The organism is Pseudomonas zhanjiangensis (assembly GCF_041027545.1).
GTDB lineage: Bacteria > Pseudomonadota > Gammaproteobacteria > Pseudomonadales > Pseudomonadaceae > Aquipseudomonas > Aquipseudomonas zhanjiangensis.
This window is the reverse complement of record NZ_JBFTEG010000006.1, coordinates 111509-133981: the sequence shown is the minus strand read 5'-3', so window position 1 is coordinate 133981 and position 22473 is coordinate 111509. Positions and strand designations below refer to the sequence as shown.

General features: G+C 64.3%; 23 protein-coding genes. 17 read left to right on the top strand and 6 right to left on the bottom strand.

The window, feature by feature from the left end; translation table 11 throughout:
* Position 1: 1 nt before the first annotated feature.
* Both AB5S05_RS09965 and AB5S05_RS09960 read right to left on the bottom strand, forming a co-directional pair.
* The gene (locus AB5S05_RS09965) at positions 2-526 is read right to left on the bottom strand and encodes a KdsC family phosphatase (protein ID WP_369287355.1); all 525 of its coding nucleotides are present in this window, start codon (positions 524-526) and stop codon (positions 2-4) included.
* Positions 526-1500 (bottom strand): KpsF/GutQ family sugar-phosphate isomerase, encoded by a 975-nt coding sequence (locus tag AB5S05_RS09960; protein ID WP_369287354.1) that lies wholly within the window; start codon positions 1498-1500, stop codon positions 526-528. Before AB5S05_RS09960 ends, AB5S05_RS09965 begins: the two co-directional genes overlap by 1 nt.
* Positions 1501-1747: 247 nt before the next feature.
* Here AB5S05_RS09960 and AB5S05_RS09955 point away from each other — a divergent pair, with 247 nt between their 5' ends.
* From AB5S05_RS09955 to hisC, 10 genes are all read left to right on the top strand, one after another.
* Positions 1748-2557: an ATP-binding cassette domain-containing protein gene (locus AB5S05_RS09955; protein WP_369287353.1), complete on the top strand. Its 810-nt coding sequence runs from the start codon at positions 1748-1750 to the stop codon at positions 2555-2557.
* Positions 2557-3354 (top strand): lipid asymmetry maintenance ABC transporter permease subunit MlaE, encoded by a 798-nt coding sequence (mlaE, locus tag AB5S05_RS09950; RefSeq protein WP_369287352.1) that lies wholly within the window; start codon positions 2557-2559, stop codon positions 3352-3354. The genes AB5S05_RS09955 and mlaE overlap by 1 nt, the downstream gene beginning before the upstream one ends.
* On the top strand, positions 3354-3824 hold the full coding sequence (mlaD, locus tag AB5S05_RS09945; RefSeq protein ID WP_369287351.1) for an outer membrane lipid asymmetry maintenance protein MlaD: 471 nt from the start codon (positions 3354-3356) through the stop codon (positions 3822-3824). Before mlaE ends, mlaD begins: the two co-directional genes overlap by 1 nt.
* A gap of 15 nt (positions 3825-3839) precedes the next feature.
* On the top strand, positions 3840-4472 hold the full coding sequence (locus AB5S05_RS09940; RefSeq protein WP_369287350.1) for an MlaC/ttg2D family ABC transporter substrate-binding protein: 633 nt from the start codon (positions 3840-3842) through the stop codon (positions 4470-4472).
* Positions 4469-4777 carry an STAS domain-containing protein gene (locus AB5S05_RS09935; RefSeq protein ID WP_369287349.1) on the top strand — a complete coding sequence of 103 codons (309 nt, stop codon included), beginning with the start codon at positions 4469-4471 and terminating at the stop codon, positions 4775-4777. Before AB5S05_RS09940 ends, AB5S05_RS09935 begins: the two co-directional genes overlap by 4 nt.
* A gap of 123 nt (positions 4778-4900) precedes the next feature.
* The gene (locus AB5S05_RS09930) at positions 4901-5140 is read left to right on the top strand and encodes a BolA family protein (protein ID WP_369287348.1); all 240 of its coding nucleotides are present in this window, start codon (positions 4901-4903) and stop codon (positions 5138-5140) included.
* A gap of 12 nt (positions 5141-5152) precedes the next feature.
* A complete protein-coding gene (gene murA, locus AB5S05_RS09925; protein WP_369287347.1) occupies positions 5153-6418 on the top strand; it encodes a UDP-N-acetylglucosamine 1-carboxyvinyltransferase in 1266 nt (421 codons plus the stop codon).
* A gap of 72 nt (positions 6419-6490) precedes the next feature.
* Positions 6491-7126 (top strand): ATP phosphoribosyltransferase, encoded by a 636-nt coding sequence (gene hisG / locus AB5S05_RS09920; RefSeq protein WP_369287346.1) that lies wholly within the window; start codon positions 6491-6493, stop codon positions 7124-7126.
* A 172-nt stretch (positions 7127-7298) separates the two neighbouring features.
* A complete protein-coding gene (hisD, locus tag AB5S05_RS09915; RefSeq protein WP_369287345.1) occupies positions 7299-8609 on the top strand; it encodes a histidinol dehydrogenase in 1311 nt (436 codons plus the stop codon).
* A 116-nt stretch (positions 8610-8725) separates the two neighbouring features.
* The gene (gene hisC, locus AB5S05_RS09910; protein WP_369287344.1) at positions 8726-9781 is read left to right on the top strand and encodes a histidinol-phosphate transaminase; all 1056 of its coding nucleotides are present in this window, start codon (positions 8726-8728) and stop codon (positions 9779-9781) included.
* Between the two features lie 77 nt (positions 9782-9858).
* Here the strand turns inward: hisC and algW are convergent, their stop codons facing one another.
* Entirely contained in the window at positions 9859-11001 is a 1143-nt protein-coding gene (algW, locus tag AB5S05_RS09905) for a Do family serine endopeptidase AlgW (RefSeq protein ID WP_369287343.1), read from the bottom strand.
* A 110-nt stretch (positions 11002-11111) separates the two neighbouring features.
* Between algW and AB5S05_RS09900 the strand changes: the two genes are divergently transcribed.
* The 3 genes from AB5S05_RS09900 to cysN all read left to right on the top strand — a co-directional run bounded on the left by AB5S05_RS09900 (position 11112) and on the right by cysN (position 14919).
* Positions 11112-11870, top strand: a complete 759-nt coding sequence (locus AB5S05_RS09900; protein WP_369287342.1) for a Nif3-like dinuclear metal center hexameric protein — start codon at positions 11112-11114, stop codon at positions 11868-11870.
* Between the two features lie 217 nt (positions 11871-12087).
* The gene (gene cysD / locus AB5S05_RS09895; RefSeq protein WP_369287341.1) at positions 12088-13005 is read left to right on the top strand and encodes a sulfate adenylyltransferase subunit CysD; all 918 of its coding nucleotides are present in this window, start codon (positions 12088-12090) and stop codon (positions 13003-13005) included.
* 12 nt (positions 13006-13017) lie between these two features.
* Positions 13018-14919, top strand: a complete 1902-nt coding sequence (cysN, locus tag AB5S05_RS09890; protein WP_369287340.1) for a sulfate adenylyltransferase subunit CysN — start codon at positions 13018-13020, stop codon at positions 14917-14919.
* A gap of 80 nt (positions 14920-14999) precedes the next feature.
* Here cysN and AB5S05_RS09885 read toward each other — a convergent pair whose 3' ends face one another.
* On the bottom strand, positions 15000-15443 hold the full coding sequence (locus tag AB5S05_RS09885) for a Z-ring associated ZapG family protein (protein WP_369287339.1): 444 nt from the start codon (positions 15441-15443) through the stop codon (positions 15000-15002).
* A gap of 134 nt (positions 15444-15577) precedes the next feature.
* On the opposite strand from AB5S05_RS09885, the gene AB5S05_RS09880 reads away from it, so the two are divergent.
* The 3 genes from AB5S05_RS09880 (at position 15578) to zapE (ending at position 18834) form a co-directional block, all read left to right on the top strand.
* A complete protein-coding gene (locus AB5S05_RS09880) occupies positions 15578-16207 on the top strand; it encodes an alpha/beta hydrolase (protein ID WP_369287338.1) in 630 nt (209 codons plus the stop codon).
* Between the two features lie 30 nt (positions 16208-16237).
* On the top strand, positions 16238-17596 hold the full coding sequence (locus AB5S05_RS09875; protein ID WP_369287337.1) for a tryptophan--tRNA ligase: 1359 nt from the start codon (positions 16238-16240) through the stop codon (positions 17594-17596).
* A 143-nt stretch (positions 17597-17739) separates the two neighbouring features.
* Entirely contained in the window at positions 17740-18834 is a 1095-nt protein-coding gene (gene zapE / locus AB5S05_RS09870; protein WP_369287336.1) for a cell division protein ZapE, read from the top strand.
* Between the two features lie 72 nt (positions 18835-18906).
* On the opposite strand, the gene AB5S05_RS09865 is transcribed toward zapE, so the two are convergent.
* A complete protein-coding gene (locus AB5S05_RS09865) occupies positions 18907-19812 on the bottom strand; it encodes a GlxA family transcriptional regulator (protein ID WP_369287433.1) in 906 nt (301 codons plus the stop codon).
* A 237-nt stretch (positions 19813-20049) separates the two neighbouring features.
* On the opposite strand from AB5S05_RS09865, the gene AB5S05_RS09860 reads away from it, so the two are divergent.
* A complete protein-coding gene (locus AB5S05_RS09860) occupies positions 20050-21186 on the top strand; it encodes an acyl-CoA dehydrogenase family protein (RefSeq protein WP_369287335.1) in 1137 nt (378 codons plus the stop codon).
* A 54-nt stretch (positions 21187-21240) separates the two neighbouring features.
* Here the strand turns inward: AB5S05_RS09860 and AB5S05_RS09855 are convergent, their stop codons facing one another.
* Positions 21241-22278 (bottom strand): NADP(H)-dependent aldo-keto reductase, encoded by a 1038-nt coding sequence (locus AB5S05_RS09855; RefSeq protein ID WP_369287334.1) that lies wholly within the window; start codon positions 22276-22278, stop codon positions 21241-21243.
* Positions 22279-22473: the final 195 nt, after the last annotated feature.

The following is a 22473-nucleotide window of genomic DNA, read 5'->3' as shown; positions in this document are numbered from 1 at the left end:
TCTACAGGTAGGCGGCTTGGGCGGATTCCAGGGTGCCCTGGGCGCGCATGATCAGCTCGCAGAACTCCCGGGCCGCGCCTTCGCCGCCACGCGCCTGGGTCACGCCGTGGGCGTGCTGGCGAACGAAGCTGTCGGCGCTGGCCACCGCCATGCCCAGGCCGACGCGGCGAATCACCGGCAGGTCGGGCAGGTCGTCGCCGAGGTAGGCGACTTGCTCATAGCTCAGGCCGAGCTCGCCGAGCAGCTCGTCGAGGACCACGAGCTTGTCCTCGCGGCCCTGGTAGAGGTGCTGGATGCCGAGGTTGCGGGCGCGGCGCTCGACCACCGGGGTGGTGCGCCCGCTGATGATGGCGGTGCTTACCCCGGAGGCGATGAGCATCTTGATGCCGTGGCCGTCGAGGGTGTTGAAGGTCTTGAATTCGCTGCCGTCGACCAGGAAATACAACTTGCCGTCGGTCAGTACGCCGTCGACATCGAAGATCGCCAGTTTGATCGCCTGGGAGCGTTGCTGCAGATCGAGGGTCATCACATCACTCCGGCGCGTAGCAGGTCATGCATGTTCAGGGCGCCGATCGGCCGATCGTCGTCATCGACCACCACCAGGCCGCTGATCTTGTGGTCTTCCATGATCTTCAGTGCCTCGGCGGCGAGCATCTCCGCGCGCGCGGTCTTGCCGTGGATCGTCATCACCTCGTCGATGCGCGCCTCACGCACGTCCAGGCCGCGATCCAGGGTGCGGCGCAGGTCGCCGTCGGTAAACACGCCGGCAAGACGGCCGTCGGTCTCGGTCACCACGGTCATGCCCAGGCCTTTCTGGGTCATCTCCAGCAGGGCCTCGCGCAGCGAGGTGTCGCGGACGACCTTGGGTAGGCGCGCTCCGGTGTGCATGACGTGCTCGACCTTGAGCAGCAGGCGTCGGCCGAGGGCGCCGCCAGGGTGGGAGAAGGCGAAATCCTCGGCGGTAAAGCCGCGGGCTTCGAGCAGGGCGATGGCCAGTGCGTCGCCAAGGACCAGGGAGGCGGTGGTCGAGGAGGTCGGTGCCAGATTCAGCGGGCAGGCTTCCTGGGACACGCTGGCATCCAGGTTGACCTCGGCGGCGCGGGCCAGCGGTGATTCGGGGTTGCCGGTCATGCTGATCAGGGTGATGCCGAGGCGCTTGATCAGCGGCAGAAGGGTGACGATTTCCGCGGTCGAACCGGAGTTGGACAGCGCCAGTACCACGTCGTCGCGGGTGATCATGCCCATGTCGCCGTGGCTGGCCTCGGCCGGGTGGACGAAGAAGGCGGTGGTGCCGGTGCTGGCCAGGGTGGCGGCGATCTTGTTGCCGATATGCCCGGACTTGCCCATGCCGACCACGACGACGCGGCCCTTGCTGGCAAGGATGAGTTCGCAGGCGCGGACGAAGTTCGCGTCGATGCGTGGCAGCAGTTCGGCCACCGCGTCGAGTTCGAGGCGCAGGGTGCGCTGGGCTGACTTGATCAATTCGCTGGGCTGGCTCATGGCGTCGGAAAGGGCATACCAAGTAAAAGGCGGCGATTATAGCGGGAATGCGCCGCTTGCTCACCTGGCAATCCTGCGGCTGGCATTTTTGGCGGCTGGGTAGGGCGCAATAAGCCGGTTTTCGGTCTTGGGAAGGCGAATCTTGCAATGCTATAGTGCGCGGCGTTTTTTGGGCCGGTCCGGCTATTGTAGTGTCCTCGCCCTGAGGCCGGACGTCTTTCAGGGAAGCTTAACGCAGGGATTCCAGATGAGCGCCGAGAACCAGAATGCGGTCGAGCTGAAAGGCCTGAGTTTTCAGCGCGGCGACCGCTTCATCTTCAAGAACGTCGATATCAGCATTGCGCGCGGCAAGGTCACCGGCATCATGGGGCCTTCCGGCTGCGGCAAGACCACCCTGTTGCGCCTGATCGCCGCCCAGTTGCGGCCGAGCCAGGGCGAGGTGTGGGTCAATGGGCAGAATCTGCCCAGGCTCTCGCGCAGCGAGTTGTTCGATATGCGCAAGCAAATGGGCGTGCTGTTTCAGAGCGGCGCGCTGTTCACCGATCTGGACGTGTTCGAGAACGTGGCCTTTCCGCTGCGCGTGCATACGCAGCTGCCGGAAGAGATGATCCGCGACATCGTCCTGATGAAGTTGCAGGCGGTTGGCCTGCGCGGTGCCTTCGAGCTGATGCCGGATGAGCTGTCCGGCGGCATGAAGCGCCGCGTCGCGCTGGCCCGGGCAATTGCCCTGGATCCGCAGATCCTGATGTACGACGAACCCTTCGTCGGTCAGGATCCGATCGCCATGGGCGTGCTGGTGCGCCTGATTCGTTTGCTCAACGACGCCCTGGGGATCACCAGCATCGTGGTCTCCCACGACCTGGCGGAAACCGCCAGCATCGCCGACTACATCTATATCGTCGGCGACACCCAGATACTGGGCCAAGGCACGCCGGACGAACTGAAGGCGTCGGAGGATCCACGGGTGCGTCAGTTCATGCAGGGTAATCCGGACGGTCCGGTACCCTTTCACTTCAACGCGTCGGACTATCGCGACGATCTATTGGGGGCGCGCTGATGCGCAAGACATCGACGCTCGAACGGATTCGCCTGTTGGGTCGTGCCGGTATCGATGTGCTCGCCACCCTCGGGCGCTCGGGGGTTTTCCTGCTGCATGCGGTGGTCGGCGGCGGCGGGGCCGGCAGGCCGTTGCAGCTGCTGATCAAACAGTTGTATGCCGTGGGGGTCATGTCGCTGGCGATCATCGTGGTCTCCGGTATCTTCATCGGCATGGTGCTGTCGCTGCAGGGGTTCAACATCCTTTCCGATTACGGTTCCGAGCAGGCGGTCGGGCAGATGGTGGCCCTGACCCTGTTGCGTGAGCTGGGGCCGGTGGTCACCGCCCTGCTGTTCGCCGGGCGCGCCGGCTCGGCGCTGACCGCGGAAATCGGCAACATGAAATCCACCGAGCAGCTCTCCAGTCTGGAAATGATCGGCGTGGACCCGCTCAAGTACATAGTGGCGCCGCGGTTCTGGGCCGGGTTCATCTCGATGCCGCTGCTGGCGATGATCTTCAGCGTGGTCGGGATCTGGGGCGGCTCCATGGTCGCCGTCGACTGGCTGGGCGTCTATGAGGGCTCGTTCTGGGCCAACATGCAGAACAGTGTCGAATTTCGCGAAGACGTGCTCAATGGCGTGATCAAGAGTGTCGTGTTCGGCTTTGTCGTCACCTGGATTGCGCTGTTCCAGGGTTATGACTGCGAGCCGACGTCGGAAGGCATCAGCCGGGCGACGACGAAGACTGTGGTGTATGCCTCGCTGGCCGTGCTTGGGCTGGACTTTATTTTGACTGCTTTGATGTTTGGAGACTTCTGATGCAGAACCGCACACTGGAAATAGGTGTTGGCCTGTTCCTTCTGGCCGGGTTGTTGGCCCTGCTGCTGCTGGCATTGCGCGTCAGCGGTCTGACCCTGGGCAGTGGCGAGGGGACTTACCAGGTTTATGCGCACTTTAACAATATCGCCGGTCTAACCGTACGGGCCAAGGTCACCATGGCCGGGGTGACCATCGGCAAGGTCACGGCAATCGACCTCGATCGCGACAGCTATACCGGCCGGGTCACCATGGCGCTGGACAGCGATGTCGACAACGTGCCGCTGGACTCGACGGCGTCGATCCTGACTGCCGGTCTGCTTGGCGAGAAGTACATCGGCATCAGCGTAGGCGGCGAAGAGGAGGTGCTCGCCGAAGGTAGCACCATCTACGACACCCAGTCTTCGCTGGTGCTGGAGGACCTGATCGGTAAGTTTTTGCTCAACTCGGTCAATAAAGACCCAGCCAATTAACCGGGAGTTTCTACGATGATCAAGACGCTGCGAAACAGTCTTCTGCTGTTTCTGTTCGCGCTGCCGCTGCTGGCGGCGGCTTCGCTCACGGCTCATCAGGTGGTGGAGCGCACGACCGATACCCTGCTTGCCGATCTGAAGGCGAACAAGGAGCAGTATCGCAATGATCCGGCGGCCTTCTACGATGCCTTGAATGACATCCTCGGGCCGGTGGTGGATGTCGATGGTATCTCCCGCGGGGTGATGACGGTGCGTTATTCGCGTCAGGCCACGCCGGCGCAGATGCAGCGGTTCCAAGAGAACTTCAAGCGCAGCCTGATGCAGTTCTATGGCAATGCCCTGCTCGAGTACAACAATCAGAGCATTCGCGTCCTGCCCGCCAGTGGCAAGCAGGACCCTCGGCGTACCGCGGTCAACATGGAGATCGAGGACGGCAAGGGTACGATCTATCCGTTGTCCTACACCATGGTCAGCGACGGCGACGGCTGGAAGATGCGCAACCTGATCATCAACGGTATCAACGTCGGCAAGCTGTTCCGCGATCAGTTCGCCCAGTCCATGCAGGACCATGGCAACGACCTGGACAAGGTCATCGACAGCTGGGCCGAGACGGTAGCCAAGGCCCGTCAGGCCAAGGGGCAGTCGTGAGCCAGGCCAGCATTGCCGAGCAGGCGCCGGGCGTGCTGGCACTGACCGGCGTGCTCGACTATCGCACGGCGCCGGCCCTGCGTGAGCGGGGTGGCCGATTGATTGCCTCGGTCCAGGCCGAGGCGTGCGTGATCGACTGCGCCAATGTCGAGAAGTCCAGCAGTGTGGGGTTGTCACTGCTGCTGGCATTCCTGCGCGATGCCGCCGCGGCCGGCAAGACGCTCAGCGTGCGCAGCGTGCCTCAGGACATGCAGGAGATTGCCCGGGTATGCGAGTTGCAGGACATCCTGCCGCTGGAAGATTGAACGACACGCCGGTCGCTGCGGCGGGCGTGCGGGGTTCGCAGGCCGGGGGCTTTTTTGTATGATGCTCGGCCCGCGAGCCTCGGCTCGGCTGTCCCTATATCTATGCACCGACCGAGGTTGCGCATGCAGGCCGTAGAAGTGAAGAGCCTCCTGGAGGCTAAACTGCCGAACACCCAGGTGGAAGTTGAAGGCGAAGGCTGCAACTTCCAGCTGAACCTGATCAGCGACGAACTGGCCGGGTTGAGCCCCGTCAAGCGTCAGCAGCAGGTCTACGCTCACCTGAACCCCTGGATCGCCGATGGCAGCATCCACGCGGTGAGCATGAAATTCTTCAGCCGTGCCGATTGGGCCGCGCGCTCCTAAATCGAGAGAGTCATGGACAAACTGATTATTACCGGCGGCGTGCGCCTCGACGGCGAAATTCGCATCTCCGGCGCGAAGAACTCGGCCCTGCCGATCCTCGCCGCGACCCTGCTGGGCGATGCGCCTATCACCATCTGCAACCTGCCGCACCTGCACGACATCACGACCATGATCGAGCTGTTCGGGCGCATGGGCATCGAGCCGGTGATCGACGAGAAGCTCGGCGTGGAAGTCGACGCGCGGGCGATCAAGACCCTGGTCGCGCCCTACGAGCTGGTAAAGACCATGCGCGCCTCGATCCTGGTGTTGGGGCCGCTGGTGGCGCGTTTCGGTGAGGCCGAAGTGGCCCTGCCTGGCGGCTGCGCCATCGGCTCGCGCCCGGTCGACCTGCACATCCGCGGCCTGGAGGCCATGGGCGCGATCATCGATGTCGAAGGCGGCTACATCAAGGCCAAGGCGCCCGAAGGCGGCCTGCGCGGTGCGCACTTCTTCTTCGACACGGTCAGCGTCACCGGCACCGAGAACATCATGATGGCCGCGACCCTGGCCAGGGGCCGTAGCGTGCTGGAAAACGCGGCCCGTGAGCCGGAAGTGGTCGATCTGGCCAATTGCCTGATCGCCATGGGCGCGAAGATCCAGGGCGCCGGCACCGACACCATCACCATCGATGGCGTCGAGCGCCTCGGCGGCGCACGCTTCAGCGTGATGCCCGACCGTATCGAGACCGGCACCTACCTGGTGGCGGCTGCCGCCACCGGTGGTCGGGTCAAGTTGAAGGACACCGATCCGACGACCCTGGAAGCGGTGCTGGCCAAGCTGCAGGAGGCCGGAGCGGAAGTCACCAGCGGCAGCGACTGGATCGAGCTGGACATGAAGGGCAAGCGGCCCAAAGCCGTCAACCTGCGTACCGCGCCTTATCCGGCCTTTCCGACCGACATGCAGGCGCAGTTCATCGCCCTCAATGCGATCGCCGAGGGCACCGGGACGGTCATCGAGACGGTCTTCGAGAATCGCTTCATGCACGTCTACGAGATGAGCCGGATGGGCGCGCATATCCAGGTCGAGGGCAATACCGCCATCGTCACCGGCAGCGAAAAGCTCAAGGGCGCGCCGGTCATGGCCACCGACCTGCGGGCGTCCGCCAGCCTGGTCATCGCCGCGCTGGTGGCCGAGGGCGATACCCTGATCGATCGCATCTACCATATCGACCGCGGCTACGAGTGCATCGAGGAGAAACTGCAGCTCCTTGGCGCCAAGATCCGTCGCGTGCCGGGCTGAGTCGAGTACGCTGATCATCCATAGCCAGCCCGTCCGGGCTGGCCTGGTCCAGTTCCAAAGGAAACCAGTTTCATGCTGACCATCGCGCTGTCCAAGGGTCGCATCCTCGATGACACCCTGCCGCTCCTCGCCGAGGCCGGCATCGTGCCGACCGAGAATCCGGATAAAAGCCGCAAGCTGATCATCCCGACCACCCAGGAGGATGTGCGCCTGCTGATCGTTCGGGCCACCGACGTGCCGACCTATGTCGAGCATGGCGCGGCCGATCTCGGCGTGGCCGGCAAGGATGTGCTGATGGAGTACGGTGGCCAGGGCCTGTACGAGCCGCTGGATCTGCGCATCGCCAAGTGCAAGCTGATGACCGCCGGGGCGGTGGGCGCGCCCGAGCCGAAAGGGCGTCTGCGGGTGGCCACCAAGTTCGTCAACGTCGCCAAGCGCTACTACGCCGAGCAGGGCCGTCAGGTCGAAGTGATCAAGCTGTATGGCTCGATGGAGCTGGCGCCGCTGGTGGGCCTGGCCGACAAGATCATCGATGTGGTCGACACCGGCAACACCCTGCGTGCCAATGGCCTGGAAGCCCAGGAACTGATCGCCACCATCAGCTCGCGGCTGATCGTCAACAAGGCCTCGATGAAGATGCAGCACGGCCGCATCCAGGCGCTGATCGATACCCTGCGGGAAGCGGTCGAGTCTCGACACCCCAGCTGATTCCATGGTGCGACATCGCGTCGCACTCTGACCGCCAGGGATGGCGGAAATGCCGGAAATGCAGGAGCGTTATCCGGCCCTATCCGTGTCATAGCCAAATTTCTCAGGTGCCCACACGGTGGGCTTGCTACTCTAGCGGCGCCTGAAATTTGCCATTACACGAGGCTTAGCCATGACTGCTCCTATCGCCATCCGCCGACTCAATGCCGCTGACCAGGATTTCGCCCGTCATCTGGATCATCTGCTGAGCTGGGAGAGCGTGTCGGACGATGGCGTCAACCAGCGCGTGCTGGAGATCATCGACGCCGTGCGCAGTCGTGGCGATGCCGCGCTGGTCGACTACACCCAGCGCTTCGACGGCCTGGAAGTCGCCAGCATGGCCGAGCTGATCCTGCCGCGCGAGCGCCTCGAGCTGGCCCTTACCCGCATCACCACGGCCCAGCGCGAAGCCCTGGAGCTGGCCGCCGAGCGCGTGCGCAGTTACCACGAGCGGCAGAAGCAGGACTCCTGGCGCTATACCGAGGCCGACGGCACCGTGCTCGGCCAGCAGGTCACCCCGCTGGATCGTGCCGGCCTCTATGTGCCGGGCGGCAAGGCCTCCTACCCGTCCTCGGTGCTGATGAACGCCATCCCGGCCAAGGTCGCCGGCGTGCCCGAGGTGGTGATGGTGGTGCCGACGCCGCGCGGCGAGATCAACGAGATCGTCCTGGCCGCGGCCTGCATCGCCGGGGTCGACCGGGTCTTCACCATCGGTGGCGCCCAGGCCGTGGCCGCGCTGGCCTATGGCACCGAGAGCGTGCCGCCGGTGGACAAGATCGTCGGCCCAGGCAATATCTACGTGGCCACCGCCAAGCGCCACGTGTTCGGCAAGGTCGGCATCGACATGATCGCCGGCCCCTCGGAGATCCTGGTGGTCTGCGACGGCCAGACCGATCCGGACTGGATCGCCATGGACCTGTTCTCCCAGGCCGAGCACGACGAGGACGCCCAGTCGATTCTGGTCAGCCCGGATGCGGCCTTCCTCGACCGGGTCGCCGAGAGCATCGCCCGCCTGCTGCCGAGCATGGAGCGCGCCGACATCATTCGCACCTCGGTCGAAGGCCGCGGCGCGCTGATTCAGGTCGCCGACATGGCCCAGGCCATCGAGGTGGCCAACCGTATCGCGCCGGAGCACTTGGAGCTGTCGGTGGCCGATCCCGAGCAATACCTGGCGCAGATCCGTCATGCAGGTGCGATCTTCATGGGCCGCTACACCGCCGAGGCCCTGGGCGACTATTGCGCCGGGCCCAACCACGTGCTGCCGACTTCGGGCACGGCGCGCTTCTCCTCGCCGCTGGGGGTATACGATTTCCAGAAGCGCTCTTCGATCATCTATTGCTCGGCCGACGGTGCCTCCGAGCTGGGCAAGGCCGCCTCGGTCCTGGCCCGGGGCGAGTCGCTCACGGCTCATGCGCGCAGCGCCGAGTACCGGATCAAGAGCTGAAGGCCGCAGGCTGGACGACGCTCTGCGCGTCCACCCCTGGCCAACCCGATCGGAGGAAAACGCTGCGCGGGTTCCTCCCTACGCCAAACCGAACGTATTCGAGGAGAGAAGGGCAGATGAGCAAGTTCTGGAGCCCCTTCGTCAACGACCTGGTGCCCTACGTGCCGGGCGAGCAGCCCAAGCTGGCCAAGCTGGCCAAGCTCAACACCAACGAGAACCCCTATGGCCCATCGCCCAAGGCGATCGCCGCCATGCAGGCGGAGCTGAACGATAGCCTGCGGCTGTACCCCGACCCGAACGGCGAGCGCCTCAAGCAGGCGGTGGCGGACTACTACGGGGTGCAGGCCAATCAGGTGTTCCTCGGCAACGGCTCGGACGAGGTGTTGGCGCATGCCTTCCACGGCCTGTTCCAGCACGGCCAGCCACTGCTGTTTCCGGATATCAGCTACAGCTTCTATCCGGTCTACTGCGGCCTGTACGGCATCCCGCACGAGGCGATCGAGCTGGACTCGCAGTTCCAGATTCGCATCGAGGACTATGCCCGGCCCAATGGCGGCATCGTCTTCCCCAATCCCAATGCGCCCACCGGCTGCCTGCTGCCGCTGGCGGCCATCGAGCGTCTGCTGCAGGCCAATACGGATTCGGTGGTGCTGGTGGATGAGGCCTATATCGATTTCGGCGGCGAGACGGCCATCACCCTGGTGGACCGCTACCCGAACTTGCTGGTGACCCAGACCCTGTCCAAGTCACGCTCGCTGGCCGGCCTGCGGGTCGGTCTTGCGGTCGGCCACCCGGACCTGATCGAGGCGCTGGAGCGGATCAAGAACAGCTTCAATTCCTATCCGCTGGATCGCCTGGCGATTGCCGGCGGGGCGGCGGCGTTCGAGGACCGCGAGCATTTCGAGCAGACCCGCAAGGCGGTGATCGCCAGTCGCGAGTCGGTGGTGGCAGGCTTGCAGCAGCTGGGCTTCGAGGTGCTGTCGTCGGCCGCCAACTTCGTCTTCGCCCGCCACCCGCAGCGTGATGCGGCCGAACTGGCCCAGCGCCTGCGCGAGCAGGGGGTGATAGTGCGGCACTTCAAACAGGCGCGCATCGCCCAGTTCCTGCGCATCAGCATTGGTACGCCGGAACAGAATCAGGCGCTACTGGACGGGCTGTCCAGCCTGGTCTGAAGCCGAGCTCGACACGCCGGCGTCGCGACAGCGCCGCCGGCTTTTTTGCGACCACTGAAAGGCTGGCGCGGCTCGGCTCAGCCGCCGCTGACCGGCGGCCGTACGCCAATCTGGGCGGTCAATTGCAGCGGCTCGCCGGCACGCAGAACCTCGATGCGGATGCTTTCGCCGGGCTTGGTGCGGGCCACCTGGTTCATCGAGCGGCGGCCATCCCCGGCGGGCTTGCCGTCGATGCTGAGGATCAGGTCGCCCGGTTGCAGGCCGGCTTTCTGCGCCGGTCCGCCACGGTAGATGCCGGCGACCACGATGCCGGGGCGGCCCTCCAGGCCGAAGGATTCGGCCAGCTCCGGGGTCAGCGGTTGTACCTCGATGCCCAGCCAGCCGCGGATGACCTGGCCATGCTCGATGATCGCCTGCATCACCTCCAGGGCCAGTTTGACCGGGATGGCGAAGCCGATGCCCTGGGAACCGCCGGACTTGGAGAAGATCGCGGTGTTGATGCCGACCAGGTTGCCGTGGGCGTCGATCAGTGCGCCGCCGGAGTTGCCGGGGTTGATCGCCGCATCGGTCTGAATGAAGTCCTCGTAGGTGTTCAGGCCCAGCTGGTTGCGCCCGGTGGCGCTGATGATGCCCATGGTCACGGTCTGGCCGACGCCGAAGGGGTTGCCGATGGCCAGGGCGACGTCACCGATCTTGATGTCGTCGGAGCGGCCGAGGGTGATCGATGGCAGGTTCTCGAGGTCGATCTTCAGCACGGCCAGATCGGTTTCCGGGTCGCTGCCGATGACCCGCGCCAGGGTCTCGCGGCCATCCTTGAGAGCCACGACTATCTGGTCGGCACCCGCGGTGACGTGATTGTTGGTCAGCAGATAGCCCTGCGGGCTCATCAGCACCGCCGAGCCGAGGCTCGATTCCATGCGCCGCTGCTTGGGCAGGTTGTCGCCGAAGAACTTGCGAAACTGCGGGTCCTCGAACAGCGGGTGGGCCGGTTTGTCGACGAATTTGGTGGTGTAGAGATTGGCCACCGCCGGCGAGGCGGTATCCACCGCCTCGGAATAGGATACCGGGCCGTTCTGCAGGCTCGCGTAGCTGGGCGCCTGGCGCAGTTGGACATCTTGGTTCGGCAGGCCGACCCATTGCGGGTACTGCTGGATGAGAAGCAGTGCCAGCAGTACGCCGGCCAGTAGGGGCCAGCCAACAAATCGCGCGGCCTTGAACATCGACAAATCCTGAGGGTTGCAGGGGGCTGGGGAGCCCCTTAAGGTGGCGCCATTATAATGGGCCGCCTGTCGATAGTGCAGCGGCCTGCAACAACTGGTGAGGAATCTGCATGGCCATTGCCCTGACGACGCTGGTGGATGAAGCGCAGCGTTACCTGAATGCCGCGACCATCAGCGACTACTGCCCCAATGGCCTACAGGTCGAAGGGCAGCCGCAGGTGCGCCGTATCGTCAGCGGCGTGACGGCCAGTCAGGCGCTGGTGGATGCGGCCGTGGCGGCCGAGGCCGATGTGCTACTGGTGCATCACGGCTATTTCTGGAAGGGCGAGAACCCCTGCATCACCGGCATGAAACAGCGTCGGTTGAAGACCCTGTTGGCCCACGATATCAGCCTGCTGGCCTATCACCTGCCACTCGATCTGCACCCCGAGGTCGGCAACAACGTGCAGCTGGCGCGTCAGCTGGGTATTACCGTCGAGGGGCCACTGGAGCCAGGTAACCCGCGCACCGTCGGGCTGGTCGGCTCGCTGGACACCGCGCTGAGCCCGCGCGAGTTCGCCGAGCGCGTGGCGCAGGCGCTGGGGCGCGAGCCGCTGCTGGTGGAGGGCGAGGGCCTGATCCGGCGGGTCGGCTGGTGCACCGGCGGCGGCCAGGGCTATATCGATCAGGCGATCGCCGCCGGGGTCGACCTCTACCTGAGCGGCGAGGCTTCCGAGCAGACCTTCCACAGCGCCCGGGAAAACGGCATTAGCTTCATCGCCGCCGGTCACCACGCCACCGAGCGTTATGGCGTGCAGGCGCTGGGTGACTACCTGGCCCGGCGCTTCGCCATCGAGCACCTGTTCATCGATTGCCCGAATCCGATTTAGCCGGCCGGTCCGGGCAAAAAAACTTCCGGGAGAAGTTTTTGACGTCGCTTGCGACGGCCCGCAGTGTGGCCGCCAGGGATAGAAGGCCACAAAACATCGGACATAAACCTAGATCTTTTTGGTCTAACTGGGCTCCTGATTAGAAGAGGGTGCTGTGCTAGAGTGCGCCCTCGTCCACGGCCCGTCGGCCCCAATACATTGCATTCCGTGAGTAGCCATGCTCGATAAACTGACGCACCTGAAACAGCTGGAGGCGGAGAGTATCCACATCATTCGTGAGGTGGCCGCCGAATTCGACAACCCGGTGATGCTCTATTCCATCGGCAAAGACTCCGCCGTGATGCTGCACCTGGCACGCAAGGCGTTCTTCCCCGGCAAACTGCCGTTCCCGGTGATGCACGTCGACACCCGCTGGAAGTTTCAGGAGATGTACAGCTTCCGCGAGAAGATGGTGGCGGAGATGGGCCTGGACCTGATCACCCACATCAATCCCGATGGCGTGGCCCAGGACATGAACCCGTTCACCTACGGCAGTGCCAAGCACACCGATGTGATGAAGACCGAGGGCCTCAAGCAGGCCCTGGACAAGCACGGCTTCGACGCGGCGTTCGGCGGTGCCCGGCGCGACGAGGAGAAGTCCCGGGCCAAGGAGCGAGTCTACTCCTTCCGCGACAGCAAGCATCGCTGGGACCCGAAGAATCAGCGTCCGGAGCTGTGGAACGTCTATAACGGCAAGGTCAAGAAGGGCGAGTCGATCCGCGTGTTTCCGCTGTCCAACTGGACCGAGCTGGACATCTGGCAGTACATCTATTTGGAGCAGATCCCGATCGTGCCGCTGTACTTCGCCGCCGAGCGCGAAGTGATCGAGAAGAACGGCACCCTGATCATGATCGACGACGAGCGCATTCTCGAGCACCTCTCCGATGAGGAAAAGGCGCGGATCACCAAGAAGATGGTGCGCTTCCGTACCCTCGGCTGCTATCCGCTGACCGGGGCGGTGGAGTCCACCGCGACGACCCTGCCGGAAATCATCCAGGAGATGCTCCTGACCCGCACTTCCGAGCGCCAGGGCCGGGTCATCGACCACGACGCCGCCGGGTCGATGGAAGAGAAAAAACGCCAGGGCTACTTCTAAGGATTCCGAACCATGAGTCATCAGTCTGATTTGATCAGCGAGGACATCCTCGCCTACCTGGCCCAGCACGAACGCAAGGAATTGTTGCGCTTCCTCACCTGCGGCAATGTCGACGACGGTAAGAGCACCCTGATCGGGCGCCTGCTGCACGACTCCAAGATGATCTACGAGGATCACCTGGAAGCCATCACCCGCGACTCGAAGAAGGTCGGCACCACCGGCGAGGACGTCGACCTGGCGCTGCTGGTCGACGGTCTGCAGGCCGAGCGCGAGCAGGGCATCACCATCGACGTGGCCTACCGCTACTTCAGCACGGCCAAGCGCAAGTTCATCATCGCCGACACCCCGGGCCACGAGCAGTACACCCGCAACATGGCCACCGGCGCCTCGACCTGCGACCTGGCGATCATCCTGGTCGACGCCCGCTACGGCGTGCAGACCCAGACCAAGCGGCACAGCTTCATCACCTCGCTGCTGGGCATCAAGCACATCGTGGTCGCGGTCAACAAGATGGACCTCAAGGACTTCGATCAGGGCGTGTTCGAGCAGATCAAGGCCGACTACCTGAAGTTCGCCGAGCGTATCGACCTCAAGCCGACCACCCTGCACTTCGTGCCGATGTCGGCGCTCAAGGGCGACAACGTGGTCAACAAGTCCGAGCGCTCGCCCTGGTACGAGGGCCAGTCGCTGATGGAGATCCTCGAGACCGTCGAGGTGGCCGGCGATCGCAATTTCGACGACATGCGTTTCCCGGTGCAGTACGTCAACCGGCCCAACCTCAACTTCCGCGGCTTCGCCGGTACCCTGGCCAGCGGCATCGTGCGCAAGGGTGACGAGGTCGTGGTGTTGCCCTCCGGCAAGGGCAGCAAGGTCAAGTCCATCGTCACCTACGAGGGCGAGCTGGAGCATGCCGGTCCCGGTCAGGCCATCACCCTGACCCTGGAAGACGAGATCGACGTGTCCCGCGGCGACATGCTGGTGCATGCCGACAATCGCCCGCAGATCCGCGACAGCTTCGACGCCATGCTGGTGTGGATGGCCGAAGAGCCGATGCTGCCCGGCAAGAAATACGACATCAAGCGCGCCACCAGCTATGTGCCGGGCTCGATCGCCAGCATCGCTCACCGGGTGGATGTGAACACGCTGGAGCAGGGCGCGGCCAGCAGCCTGCACCTCAACGAGATCGGCAAGGTCAAGATCGCCCTGGATGCGCCCATCGCCCTCGATGGCTATGACTACAATCGCACCACCGGGGCTTTCATCGTCATAGACCGCCTGACCAATGGCACGGTCGGCGCCGGCATGATCATCGCCGAGCCGATCGGTGCGCAGAATGCCGATGGCCACCATGGCAGGCTGGCCCACGTCTCCACCGAGGAGCGCGCCAGCCGCTTCGGCCAGCAACCGGCCACCGTGCTGTTCAGCGGCCTGTCCGGTGCCGGCAAGAGCACCCTGGCCTATGCGGTGGAACGCAAGCTGTTCGATGCCGGGCGAGCGGTCTATGTGCTCGATGGCCAGAACCTGCGTCATGACCTGAACAAGGGCTTGCCGCAGGACCGCAGCGGTCGTACCGAGAACTGGCGGCGTGCCGCTCATGTGGCGCGGCAGTTCAACGAGGCGGGGATGCTGACCCTGGCCGCCTTCGTCGCCCCGGATGCCGAGGGGCGCGAGCAGGCCAAGGCGCTGATCGGCGGCGAACGCCTGATCACCGTCTACGTCCAGGCTTCGCCGCAGGTCTGCCGTGAGCGTGATCCGCAGGGCCTGTATGCCGCCGCTGGCGACAACATCCCGGGCGAATCCTTCGCCTATGACGTGCCGCTGGATGCCGATCTGGTGATCGATACCCAGAGCGTCTCGGTGGAAGAGGGCGTCAAGCAGGTGCTGGCATTGCTGCGCAGTCGCGGCGCGATCTAAGCTCGGCTGCCAACAAAAAAACCCGCTCATGAGCGGGTTTTTTTCTGCCTGTGGATGCGCCGGAGCAGGCGCTCGATTGGCTACTTGTGCTTCAAACCATAGCTTTCGTCGAGCATGCCCGGTACATCGGCGCTTTTCGGCGCATAGTCCTTGGGCATCTCGTTGTTCTTGGGCGGAGTCAGGCGCTCGCGTTTCTCGCTGCCCTTGCCCTCGTCGGCCTGCAGGGCGGCGAGCAGGCGCTGGCGTGTCAGCTCATCGAGTGCCAGGCGGTTGGCGCCCTCGGAGAGGTGCTCCTGCACGTCCTGGTAGCTCTGGGTGAGTTTCTTCACCAGGCTGGCGGTGGTGTTGAAGTGGGTCACTACCTCGCTCTGGTAGGCATCGAAGCGCTCCTGCATTTCGTCCAGTTGGCGTTGCGTGCGGCTGGGGGCTGCATTCGGCGCCAGGCGTGCGATCAGGAAGCCGATGGCAATACCGGCTACCAGGGTGACTGCTGGTAGCAACCAGGCTGTGAGCGTCTGTTCCACGAGTCCTTCCTCTCTAAACGGCTTTGCATTACGTTAACGGCTGGAACCTGCGCTGTATACCGCAATGCAATGCATGTGTAGCGCAGGCTGTCAGCTAGACGAGTCGACCCTGCCCGGGGTCACGGAGTTCACCGTTGCTCACCCGCGAAACCCCCGTAGTCATTCCCGGTCCCTGTGGCCAACTGCAAGCCCTGATTCTGGATCAGCCCGAGGCACGTGGCGTGGCGCTGATTTGCCATCCCAACCCGGTGCAAGGCGGGACCATGCTCAACAAGGTGGTCTCGACCCTGCAGCGCAGCGCACGCGACGCCGGTCTGGCCACCCTGCGCTTCAATTACCGGGGCGTAGGTGGCAGCGAGGGTGAGCACGACATGCACAGCGGCGAGATCGACGACGCCGAGGCCGTCGCGCACTGGTTGCTTGAGCGCTACCCGCGGTTGCCCCTGACCCTGCTGGGGTTCTCCTTCGGCGGCTTCGTGGCCGCCGGTCTGGGGGCGCGCCTGGAGCAGCAGGGCGTCGAGCTGGCCCGCTTGATCATGGTGGCGCCGGCGGTTACCCGGCTGACCGAGGAGATACCCGCGGCGCAGCGTTGTCCGCTGACCCTGATCCAGCCGGAAAGCGACGAGGTGATCGATCCGCAGGCTGTTTATGCCTGGTCGGCGGCGTTGGGGCGTCCCCATGAGCTGCTGAAAGTGGCAGAATGCGGGCACTTTTTTCACGGCAAGCTGACCGATCTGAAGGATCTGGTGCTGCCGCGTCTCTGATTTCCGATTGCAGTCTGATAAGCGAAAGCCATGACCACTCGTATCCTCACCGGCATCACCACCACCGGCACGCCCCATCTGGGCAACTACGCGGGGGCGATTCGCCCGGCCATCGTCGCCAGCCGTGACGCCAACGTCGACTCCTTCTACTTCCTCGCCGACTACCATGCGTTGATCAAGTGTGACGACCCGCTGCGCATCCAGCGCTCGCGTCTGGAGATCGCCGCCACCTGGCTGGCCTGCGGCCTGGATGTGGGCAGGGCGACCTATTACCGCCAGTCCGATATTCCGGAGATCCCCGAGCTGTGCTGGCTGCTCAGTTGCGTCGCCGGCAAGGGCCTGCTCAACCGCGCCCACGCCTACAAGGCCTCGGTGGACAAAAATGTCGAGGCCGGCGAAGACCCGGATGCCGGTGTGACCATGGGCCTGTTCAGCTACCCGGTGCTGATGGCGGCGGACATCCTGATGTTCAATGCGCACAGGGTGCCGGTCGGTCGCGATCAGATTCAGCACGTGGAGATGGCCCGCGACATCGCTCAGCGCTTCAATCACCTGTTCGGCCAGGGCAAGGAGCTGTTCACCCTGCCCGAGGCGGTCATCGAGGAGGACGTGGCGACCCTGCCGGGCCTCGACGGGCGCAAGATGTCCAAGAGCTACGACAACACCATAGCGTTGTTCGGCAGCCCCAAGCAGCTCAAGGATGCCATTGCCCGCATCGTCACCGACTCGCGGCTGCCGGGTGAGCCGAAGGACCCGGACAACTCGCACCTGTTCACCCTCTATCAGGCCTTCGCCACCCCGGCTCAGCAGGCCGAGTTCCGCGCCGAGCTGCTGGCCGGCCTGGCCTGGGGCGAGGCCAAGCAGCGCCTGTTCGAACTGCTCGACAACGAGCTGGGCGAGGCCCGTGAACGCTACCAGGCCCTGATCGCCAGGCCCGCCGATCTCGAGGACATCCTCCTCGCCGGCGCGGCCAAGGCGCGCAAGATCGCCACCCCGTTCCTCGGCGAGTTGCGCGAGGCGGTGGGTCTGCGCTCCTTCCGCGAACAGGTCAAGGTGGCCGGCGAAAGCAAGAAGAAGGCGGCCAAGACTGCCCGTTTCGTCAGCTTCCGCGAGCCGGATGGCAGCTTCCGCTTCCGCTTCCTCGCCGCCGATGGCGAGGAGCTGCTGCTGTCGCGGCCGTTCAGTGATCCCAAGGCGGTCGGCGCCATCAGCCAGCGCCTGATCGCCCAAGGCCCCGACGCCCTGGAGTTGCGCGAGGACGAGGGCGATCAATTCACCCTCTGGCTGGATGGCGAGTGCCTGGCCGACAGCCCGGCCTATGCCGACCCGGAACTGCTGGATGCCGCCATGCTGCGCCTGCGCGACGCCATCGCAGAGCTGGCCGGCTAGGCCTGCCGCGCCGGTATACCGGTGCGCCGTCGAGGCGCGCCGGTGCCGGTTGCGCCGAGCCGGCGGGCGCGCGCAATCGATTGCCAAGCGGGCAGGGCGTCGCTAAAGTGTCGGCCCCGTTTTTACTTGCCCGGCTAACGAATATGACACCGCTAGAGCGCTATCAGGCCGATCTCAAACGCCCCGAGTTTTTCCATGATGCGGCCCAGGAAACGGCGGTGCGCCATCTGCAGCGCCTGTACGAGGATCTGCTGGCCGGCGAGGCGGGCAAGCCGGGGTTGTTCGGCAAACTGTTCGCCAGGAAGCCGCAGGGGCCGATCAAGGGCCTGTATTTCTGGGGCGGGGTGGGCCGCGGCAAGACCTACCTGGTCGACACCTTCTTCGACGCGCTGCCGTTCGAGCGCAAGATGCGCACGCACTTCCATCGTTTCATGAAGCGCGTGCACGAGGAGATGCGCACCCTCAAGGGCGAGAAGAACCCGCTGGTGATCATCGCCCGGCGCTTTGCCGACGAGGCACGGGTGATCTGCTTCGACGAGTTCTTCGTTTCCGACATCACCGACGCGATGATCCTCGCCACCCTGCTCGAGGAGCTGTTCAAGAACGGCGTGAGCCTGGTCGCGACCTCCAACATAGTGCCGGACGGCCTGTACAAGGACGGCCTGCAGCGCGCGCGCTTCCTGCCGGCCATCGCCCTGCTGAAGGAGCACACCGAGATCGTCAACGTCGACAGCGGCGTCGACTACCGCCTGCGCGCCCTGGAGCAGGCCGAGCTGTTCCACTGGCCACTGGATGCGGCGGCCGAGGAGAGTCTGGACAAGAGCTTCAAGAGCCTGCTGCCCGAGCACTGCACGGTGCAGGAACACGAGGCGCTGATGATCGAGAACCGCGCGATCACCGCGCGCAAGGTAGGCGACGACGTGGCCTGGTTCGAGTTTCGCGAACTCTGCGACGGACCGCGTAGCCAGAATGACTACATCGAGCTGGGCAAGATCTTCCATGCGGTGCTGGTGGCCAACGTCGAGCAGATGGGTGTGGCCAAGGACGACATGGCGCGGCGCTTCATCAATCTGGTGGACGAGTTCTACGATCGCAACGTCAAGCTGATCATCTCCGCCGAGGTGGAGCTCAAGGACCTCTACACCGGCGGTCGCTTGACCTTCGAGTTCCAGCGCACCCTCAGCCGACTGCTGGAAATGCAGTCCCATGAGTTCCTCTCGCGCCCGCACAAGCCGTAGCGGCGCTTCGCGCCATAGCAAAGCTGCCCATGGGCAGCTTTTTTTGTGCGCCCCGGCCGGGGGGAGTGTGACTCAGGCCTGGCTATCCTTGTGCTGGAACTGGCGGCGGTACTGGTTGGGCGACAATTCGGTGTGCTGGCGAAACAGGCGGGCAAAGAAGCTGGCATCGTCGTAGCCGACTTCATAGCTGATGGTCTTGATGCTCTTGCGCGTGGCGCTGAGCAGGCCCTTGGCGGTTTCGATGCGCAGTCGTTGCAGGTAGTGCAGCGGCTTGTCGCCGGTGGCGCCCTGGAAGCGGCGCATGAAGTTGCGAATGCTCATGCCGTGCTCGCGGGCGACGTCTTCGAAGCGGAACTTGTCGGCAAAGTGATCCTCCAGCCATTGCTGGATCTGCAGGATGGTCAGGTCGTGGTGCAGTTTCTGCCCGCCGAAGCCGATGCGCCCCGGGGTATAGCTGCGCTGCACCTCGTAGAGGATGTCACGGGCCACGCCCTGGGCGACGCTGGCGCCACAGAAGCGCTCGATCAGGTAGATGTACAGGTCGCAGGCCGAGGTCACGCCGCCGGCGCAGTACAGATTGTCGGCGTCCGACAGGTGTTTGTCCTGGTTCAGCTGAACCTTGGGGAAGCGCTCGGCGAATTCGTTGAAGAAGCGCCAGTAGGTGGTGGCCTCCTTACCGTCGAGCAGGCCGGCCTGGGCCATCCAGAACACGCCCTTGGCCTCGCCGCAGATGGCGCTGCCGGCGGCGTGGCGTTGCTGGAGCCAGTCGAGAACCTGCGGGTGGCGCCGGCGCAGGCTGTCGAAATCATCCCAGAAGGTAGGCAGGATGATCACGTCGGCGGCATCCAGGGGGCCGTTCACCGGGATCATCACATCACTGAAGCTGCGCACGGGTTGGCCGTCGGGGCTGACCAGGTGGATCTCGAAGGTCGGTATCGGCCCCAGGCCTTGCTGCTTGCCATAGCGCAGGCTGGCCATGTGGAAGAAATCCTTGGCCTGCATCAGGGTGGAGGCGAATACCCCGTCGGTGGCCAGGATGCTGACACGCTTGAGCGGTTCGGGCGTCTGGGTGGGCATGGGCGGCTCTTGTCAGGGCTAAGTGGTCATTGGCCGGCTGGATCGTCTTATTTTTTGGCGCTTGTGTCCAGTGCAACCAAGCGTTTGCTTGGTTAGAGTCGCGTGTACTTCCATTCGACCGCATAGCCAGGTGTCGCCATGATTCCCAGAACGCTTTTCAGCTCCGATCACGAACTGTTCCGCGACAGCGTGCGCAAGCTTCTCGAGCAGGAAGCTGTACCGTTTCACGCGCAGTGGGAGAAGGACGGTTACATCGATCGCCAGCTGTGGCGCAAGGCGGGGGCGGCGGGGATGCTCTGCTCGCACATCCCCGAGGAGTTCGGCGGCATGGGCGCCGACTTTCTCTACAGCGCGGTGGTGATCGAGGAAATTGCGCGTTTGGGCCTGACCGGCATCGGCTTCTCGCTGCACTCGGACATAGTTGCGCCCTATATCCTCCACTACGGGTCCGAGGCGCTGAAACGCAAGTACCTGCCCAGGCTGGTGTCCGGCGAGATGGTCACGGCGATTGCCATGACCGAGCCGGGGGCCGGGTCCGACCTGCAGGGGGTGAAAACCACGGCGGTGCTGGACGGTGATGAGTATCTGATCAATGGTTCCAAGACCTTCATCACCAACGGTTACCTGGCCGATCTGGTGATAGTCGTGGCCAAGACCGACCCCAAGGCTGGCGCCAAGGGCACCAGCCTGTTTCTGGTCGAGGCCGACACGCCCGGTTTCGCCAAGGGCAAGCGCCTGGAGAAGGTCGGGATGAAGGCCCAGGACACCTCCGAGCTGTTCTTCCAGGATGTGCGCGTGCCCAGGGAGAATCTGCTTGGCCAGGCGGGCATGGGCTTCGCCTACCTGATGCAGGAACTGCCGCAGGAGCGTCTGACCGTCGGCGTCAGCGCGCTTGCCTCGGCCGAGGCCGCACTCAAGTGGACGCTGGACTATACCCGCGAGCGCAAGGCGTTCGGTCAGGCGGTGGCGGACTTCCAGAATACCCGCTTCAAACTGGCCGAGATGGCTACCGAGATCCAAGTGGGCCGGGTGTTCGTCGATCGTTGCCTGGAGTTGCACCTGCAGGGCAAGCTGGATGTGCCGACCGCGGCCATGCTCAAGTACTGGGGCACCGACCTGCAGTGCAAAGTGCTCGACGAGTGCGTGCAGCTGCATGGCGGCTATGGCTTCATGTGGGAGTACCCGGTGGCGCGCGCCTGGGCCGACGCCCGGGTGCAGCGGATCTATGCCGGCACCAACGAGATCATGAAGGAGATCATCGCCCGCGCGCTGTAGGCTTGGCGGTCGTCTTGACAATGGAAGCAGCCCGGCAATCCCGGGCTGTTTGGTTCAGGGGGCGGGGTTAGGCTGGGCCTTGTGGATGGCCTCGATAGCGGCCAGAACCGCGTCGTCGAGGTGCAGCTCGCTGCTGGCCAGATTGCTCTCCAGTTGCTCCAGGCTGGTGGCGCCGATGATGTTGCTGGTCACGAATGGCTGGCTGGTGACGAAGGCCAGGGCCATCTGTGCCGGATCCAGCCCATGCTCGCGGGCCAGGGCCACATAGCGGGAGCAGGCCGCTTCGGCTTGCGGGTTGGTGTAGCGGGTGAAGCGGCTGTACAGGCTGATCCGTGCGTTGGCTGGGCGCGCGCCGTTCTCGTACTTGCCCGAGAGCATGCCGAACGCCAGTGGGGAGTAGGCCAGCAGGCCGCATTGCTCGCGAATGGCGACTTCCGCCAGGCCGACCTCGAAGCTGCGGTTGAGCAGGTTGTAGGGGTTCTGGATCGACACCATCCTGGGCCAGCCGCGCGTCTGCGCCAGCTCGAGGAACTTCATGGTGCCCCAAGGCGTCTCGTTGGACAGGCCGACATGGCGGATCTTGCCGGCCTTGATCTGCTCGTCGAGCGCCTCGAGGGTCTCCTCCAGCGGGGTGAAATCACTGTCGCGGTGGCGATAGCCGAGCTGGCCGAAGAAATTCGTCGGGCGCTCCGGCCAGTGCAGTTGGTAGAGGTCGATCCAGTCGGTGTTGAGGCGCTTGAGGCTGGCGTCGAGGGCGGCGACGATGTGGGCGCGATTGAACTTGAGCTGGCCGTCACGGATGTAGTCGATGCCGTTGCCGGGGCCGGCGATCTTGCTGGCCAGGATCCAGTCGGCGCGGTCGCCGTGCCGGCGGAAATAATCGCCGATGAACTGCTCGGTGCGGCCGTAGCTCTCGCCTCGCGGCGGCACCGGGTACATCTCGGCGGTATCGATGAAGTTCACGCCATGGGCCTTGGCGCGCTCGATCTGGGCCGTGGCTTCGCTGCTGCTATTCTGCTCGCCCCAGGTCATGCTGCCGAGGCAGAGTGTGCTGACCCTGAGGTCGGTTCGGCCGAGTTGGCGAAAATCCATTGCGCGCGCTCCTGTTGCGAAAACGGCCATACAAGCAGGTTGAATTTATTTTCGCAATCGGCATAATTGCCACCCTCTTTCTGCAGTGGAAGTGATGCGCCGCTTGCCGAAGAATCTTGCCGTACTACGGACGCGCTGACCCGAGCCCCCGATAGCGTCTGTTTTCGGCTGCCTTTGACTTGTCAAAGTACGCAC

What these genes read in the sequence shown, in the direction of transcription:
- AB5S05_RS09955 (WP_369287353.1), top strand. Translation starts at nt 1,748, where the DNA reads ATGAGCGCCGAGAACCAGAATGCGGTCGAGCTGAAAGGCCTGAGTTTT.
- cysD (WP_369287341.1), top strand. Translation starts at nt 12,088, where the DNA reads ATGCTCGATAAACTGACGCACCTGAAACAGCTGGAGGCGGAGAGTATC.
- AB5S05_RS09900 (WP_369287342.1), top strand. Translation starts at nt 11,112, where the DNA reads ATGGCCATTGCCCTGACGACGCTGGTGGATGAAGCGCAGCGTTACCTG.
- algW (WP_369287343.1), bottom strand. Translation starts at nt 11,001, where the DNA reads ATGTTCAAGGCCGCGCGATTTGTTGGCTGGCCCCTACTGGCCGGCGTA.
- murA (WP_369287347.1), top strand. Translation starts at nt 5,153, where the DNA reads ATGGACAAACTGATTATTACCGGCGGCGTGCGCCTCGACGGCGAAATT.
- zapE (WP_369287336.1), top strand. Translation starts at nt 17,740, where the DNA reads ATGACACCGCTAGAGCGCTATCAGGCCGATCTCAAACGCCCCGAGTTT.
- AB5S05_RS09865 (WP_369287433.1), bottom strand. Translation starts at nt 19,812, where the DNA reads ATGGCCAGCCTGCGCTATGGCAAGCAGCAAGGCCTGGGGCCGATACCG.
- AB5S05_RS09930 (WP_369287348.1), top strand. Translation starts at nt 4,901, where the DNA reads ATGCAGGCCGTAGAAGTGAAGAGCCTCCTGGAGGCTAAACTGCCGAAC.
- AB5S05_RS09940 (WP_369287350.1), top strand. Translation starts at nt 3,840, where the DNA reads ATGATCAAGACGCTGCGAAACAGTCTTCTGCTGTTTCTGTTCGCGCTG.
- AB5S05_RS09875 (WP_369287337.1), top strand. Translation starts at nt 16,238, where the DNA reads ATGACCACTCGTATCCTCACCGGCATCACCACCACCGGCACGCCCCAT.
- AB5S05_RS09855 (WP_369287334.1), bottom strand. Translation starts at nt 22,278, where the DNA reads ATGGATTTTCGCCAACTCGGCCGAACCGACCTCAGGGTCAGCACACTC.
- cysN (WP_369287340.1), top strand. Translation starts at nt 13,018, where the DNA reads ATGAGTCATCAGTCTGATTTGATCAGCGAGGACATCCTCGCCTACCTG.
- hisC (WP_369287344.1), top strand. Translation starts at nt 8,726, where the DNA reads ATGAGCAAGTTCTGGAGCCCCTTCGTCAACGACCTGGTGCCCTACGTG.
- AB5S05_RS09965 (WP_369287355.1), bottom strand. Translation starts at nt 526, where the DNA reads ATGACCCTCGATCTGCAGCAACGCTCCCAGGCGATCAAACTGGCGATC.
- hisG (WP_369287346.1), top strand. Translation starts at nt 6,491, where the DNA reads ATGCTGACCATCGCGCTGTCCAAGGGTCGCATCCTCGATGACACCCTG.
- mlaE (WP_369287352.1), top strand. Translation starts at nt 2,557, where the DNA reads ATGCGCAAGACATCGACGCTCGAACGGATTCGCCTGTTGGGTCGTGCC.
- AB5S05_RS09960 (WP_369287354.1), bottom strand. Translation starts at nt 1,500, where the DNA reads ATGAGCCAGCCCAGCGAATTGATCAAGTCAGCCCAGCGCACCCTGCGC.
- hisD (WP_369287345.1), top strand. Translation starts at nt 7,299, where the DNA reads ATGACTGCTCCTATCGCCATCCGCCGACTCAATGCCGCTGACCAGGAT.
- mlaD (WP_369287351.1), top strand. Translation starts at nt 3,354, where the DNA reads ATGCAGAACCGCACACTGGAAATAGGTGTTGGCCTGTTCCTTCTGGCC.
- AB5S05_RS09860 (WP_369287335.1), top strand. Translation starts at nt 20,050, where the DNA reads ATGATTCCCAGAACGCTTTTCAGCTCCGATCACGAACTGTTCCGCGAC.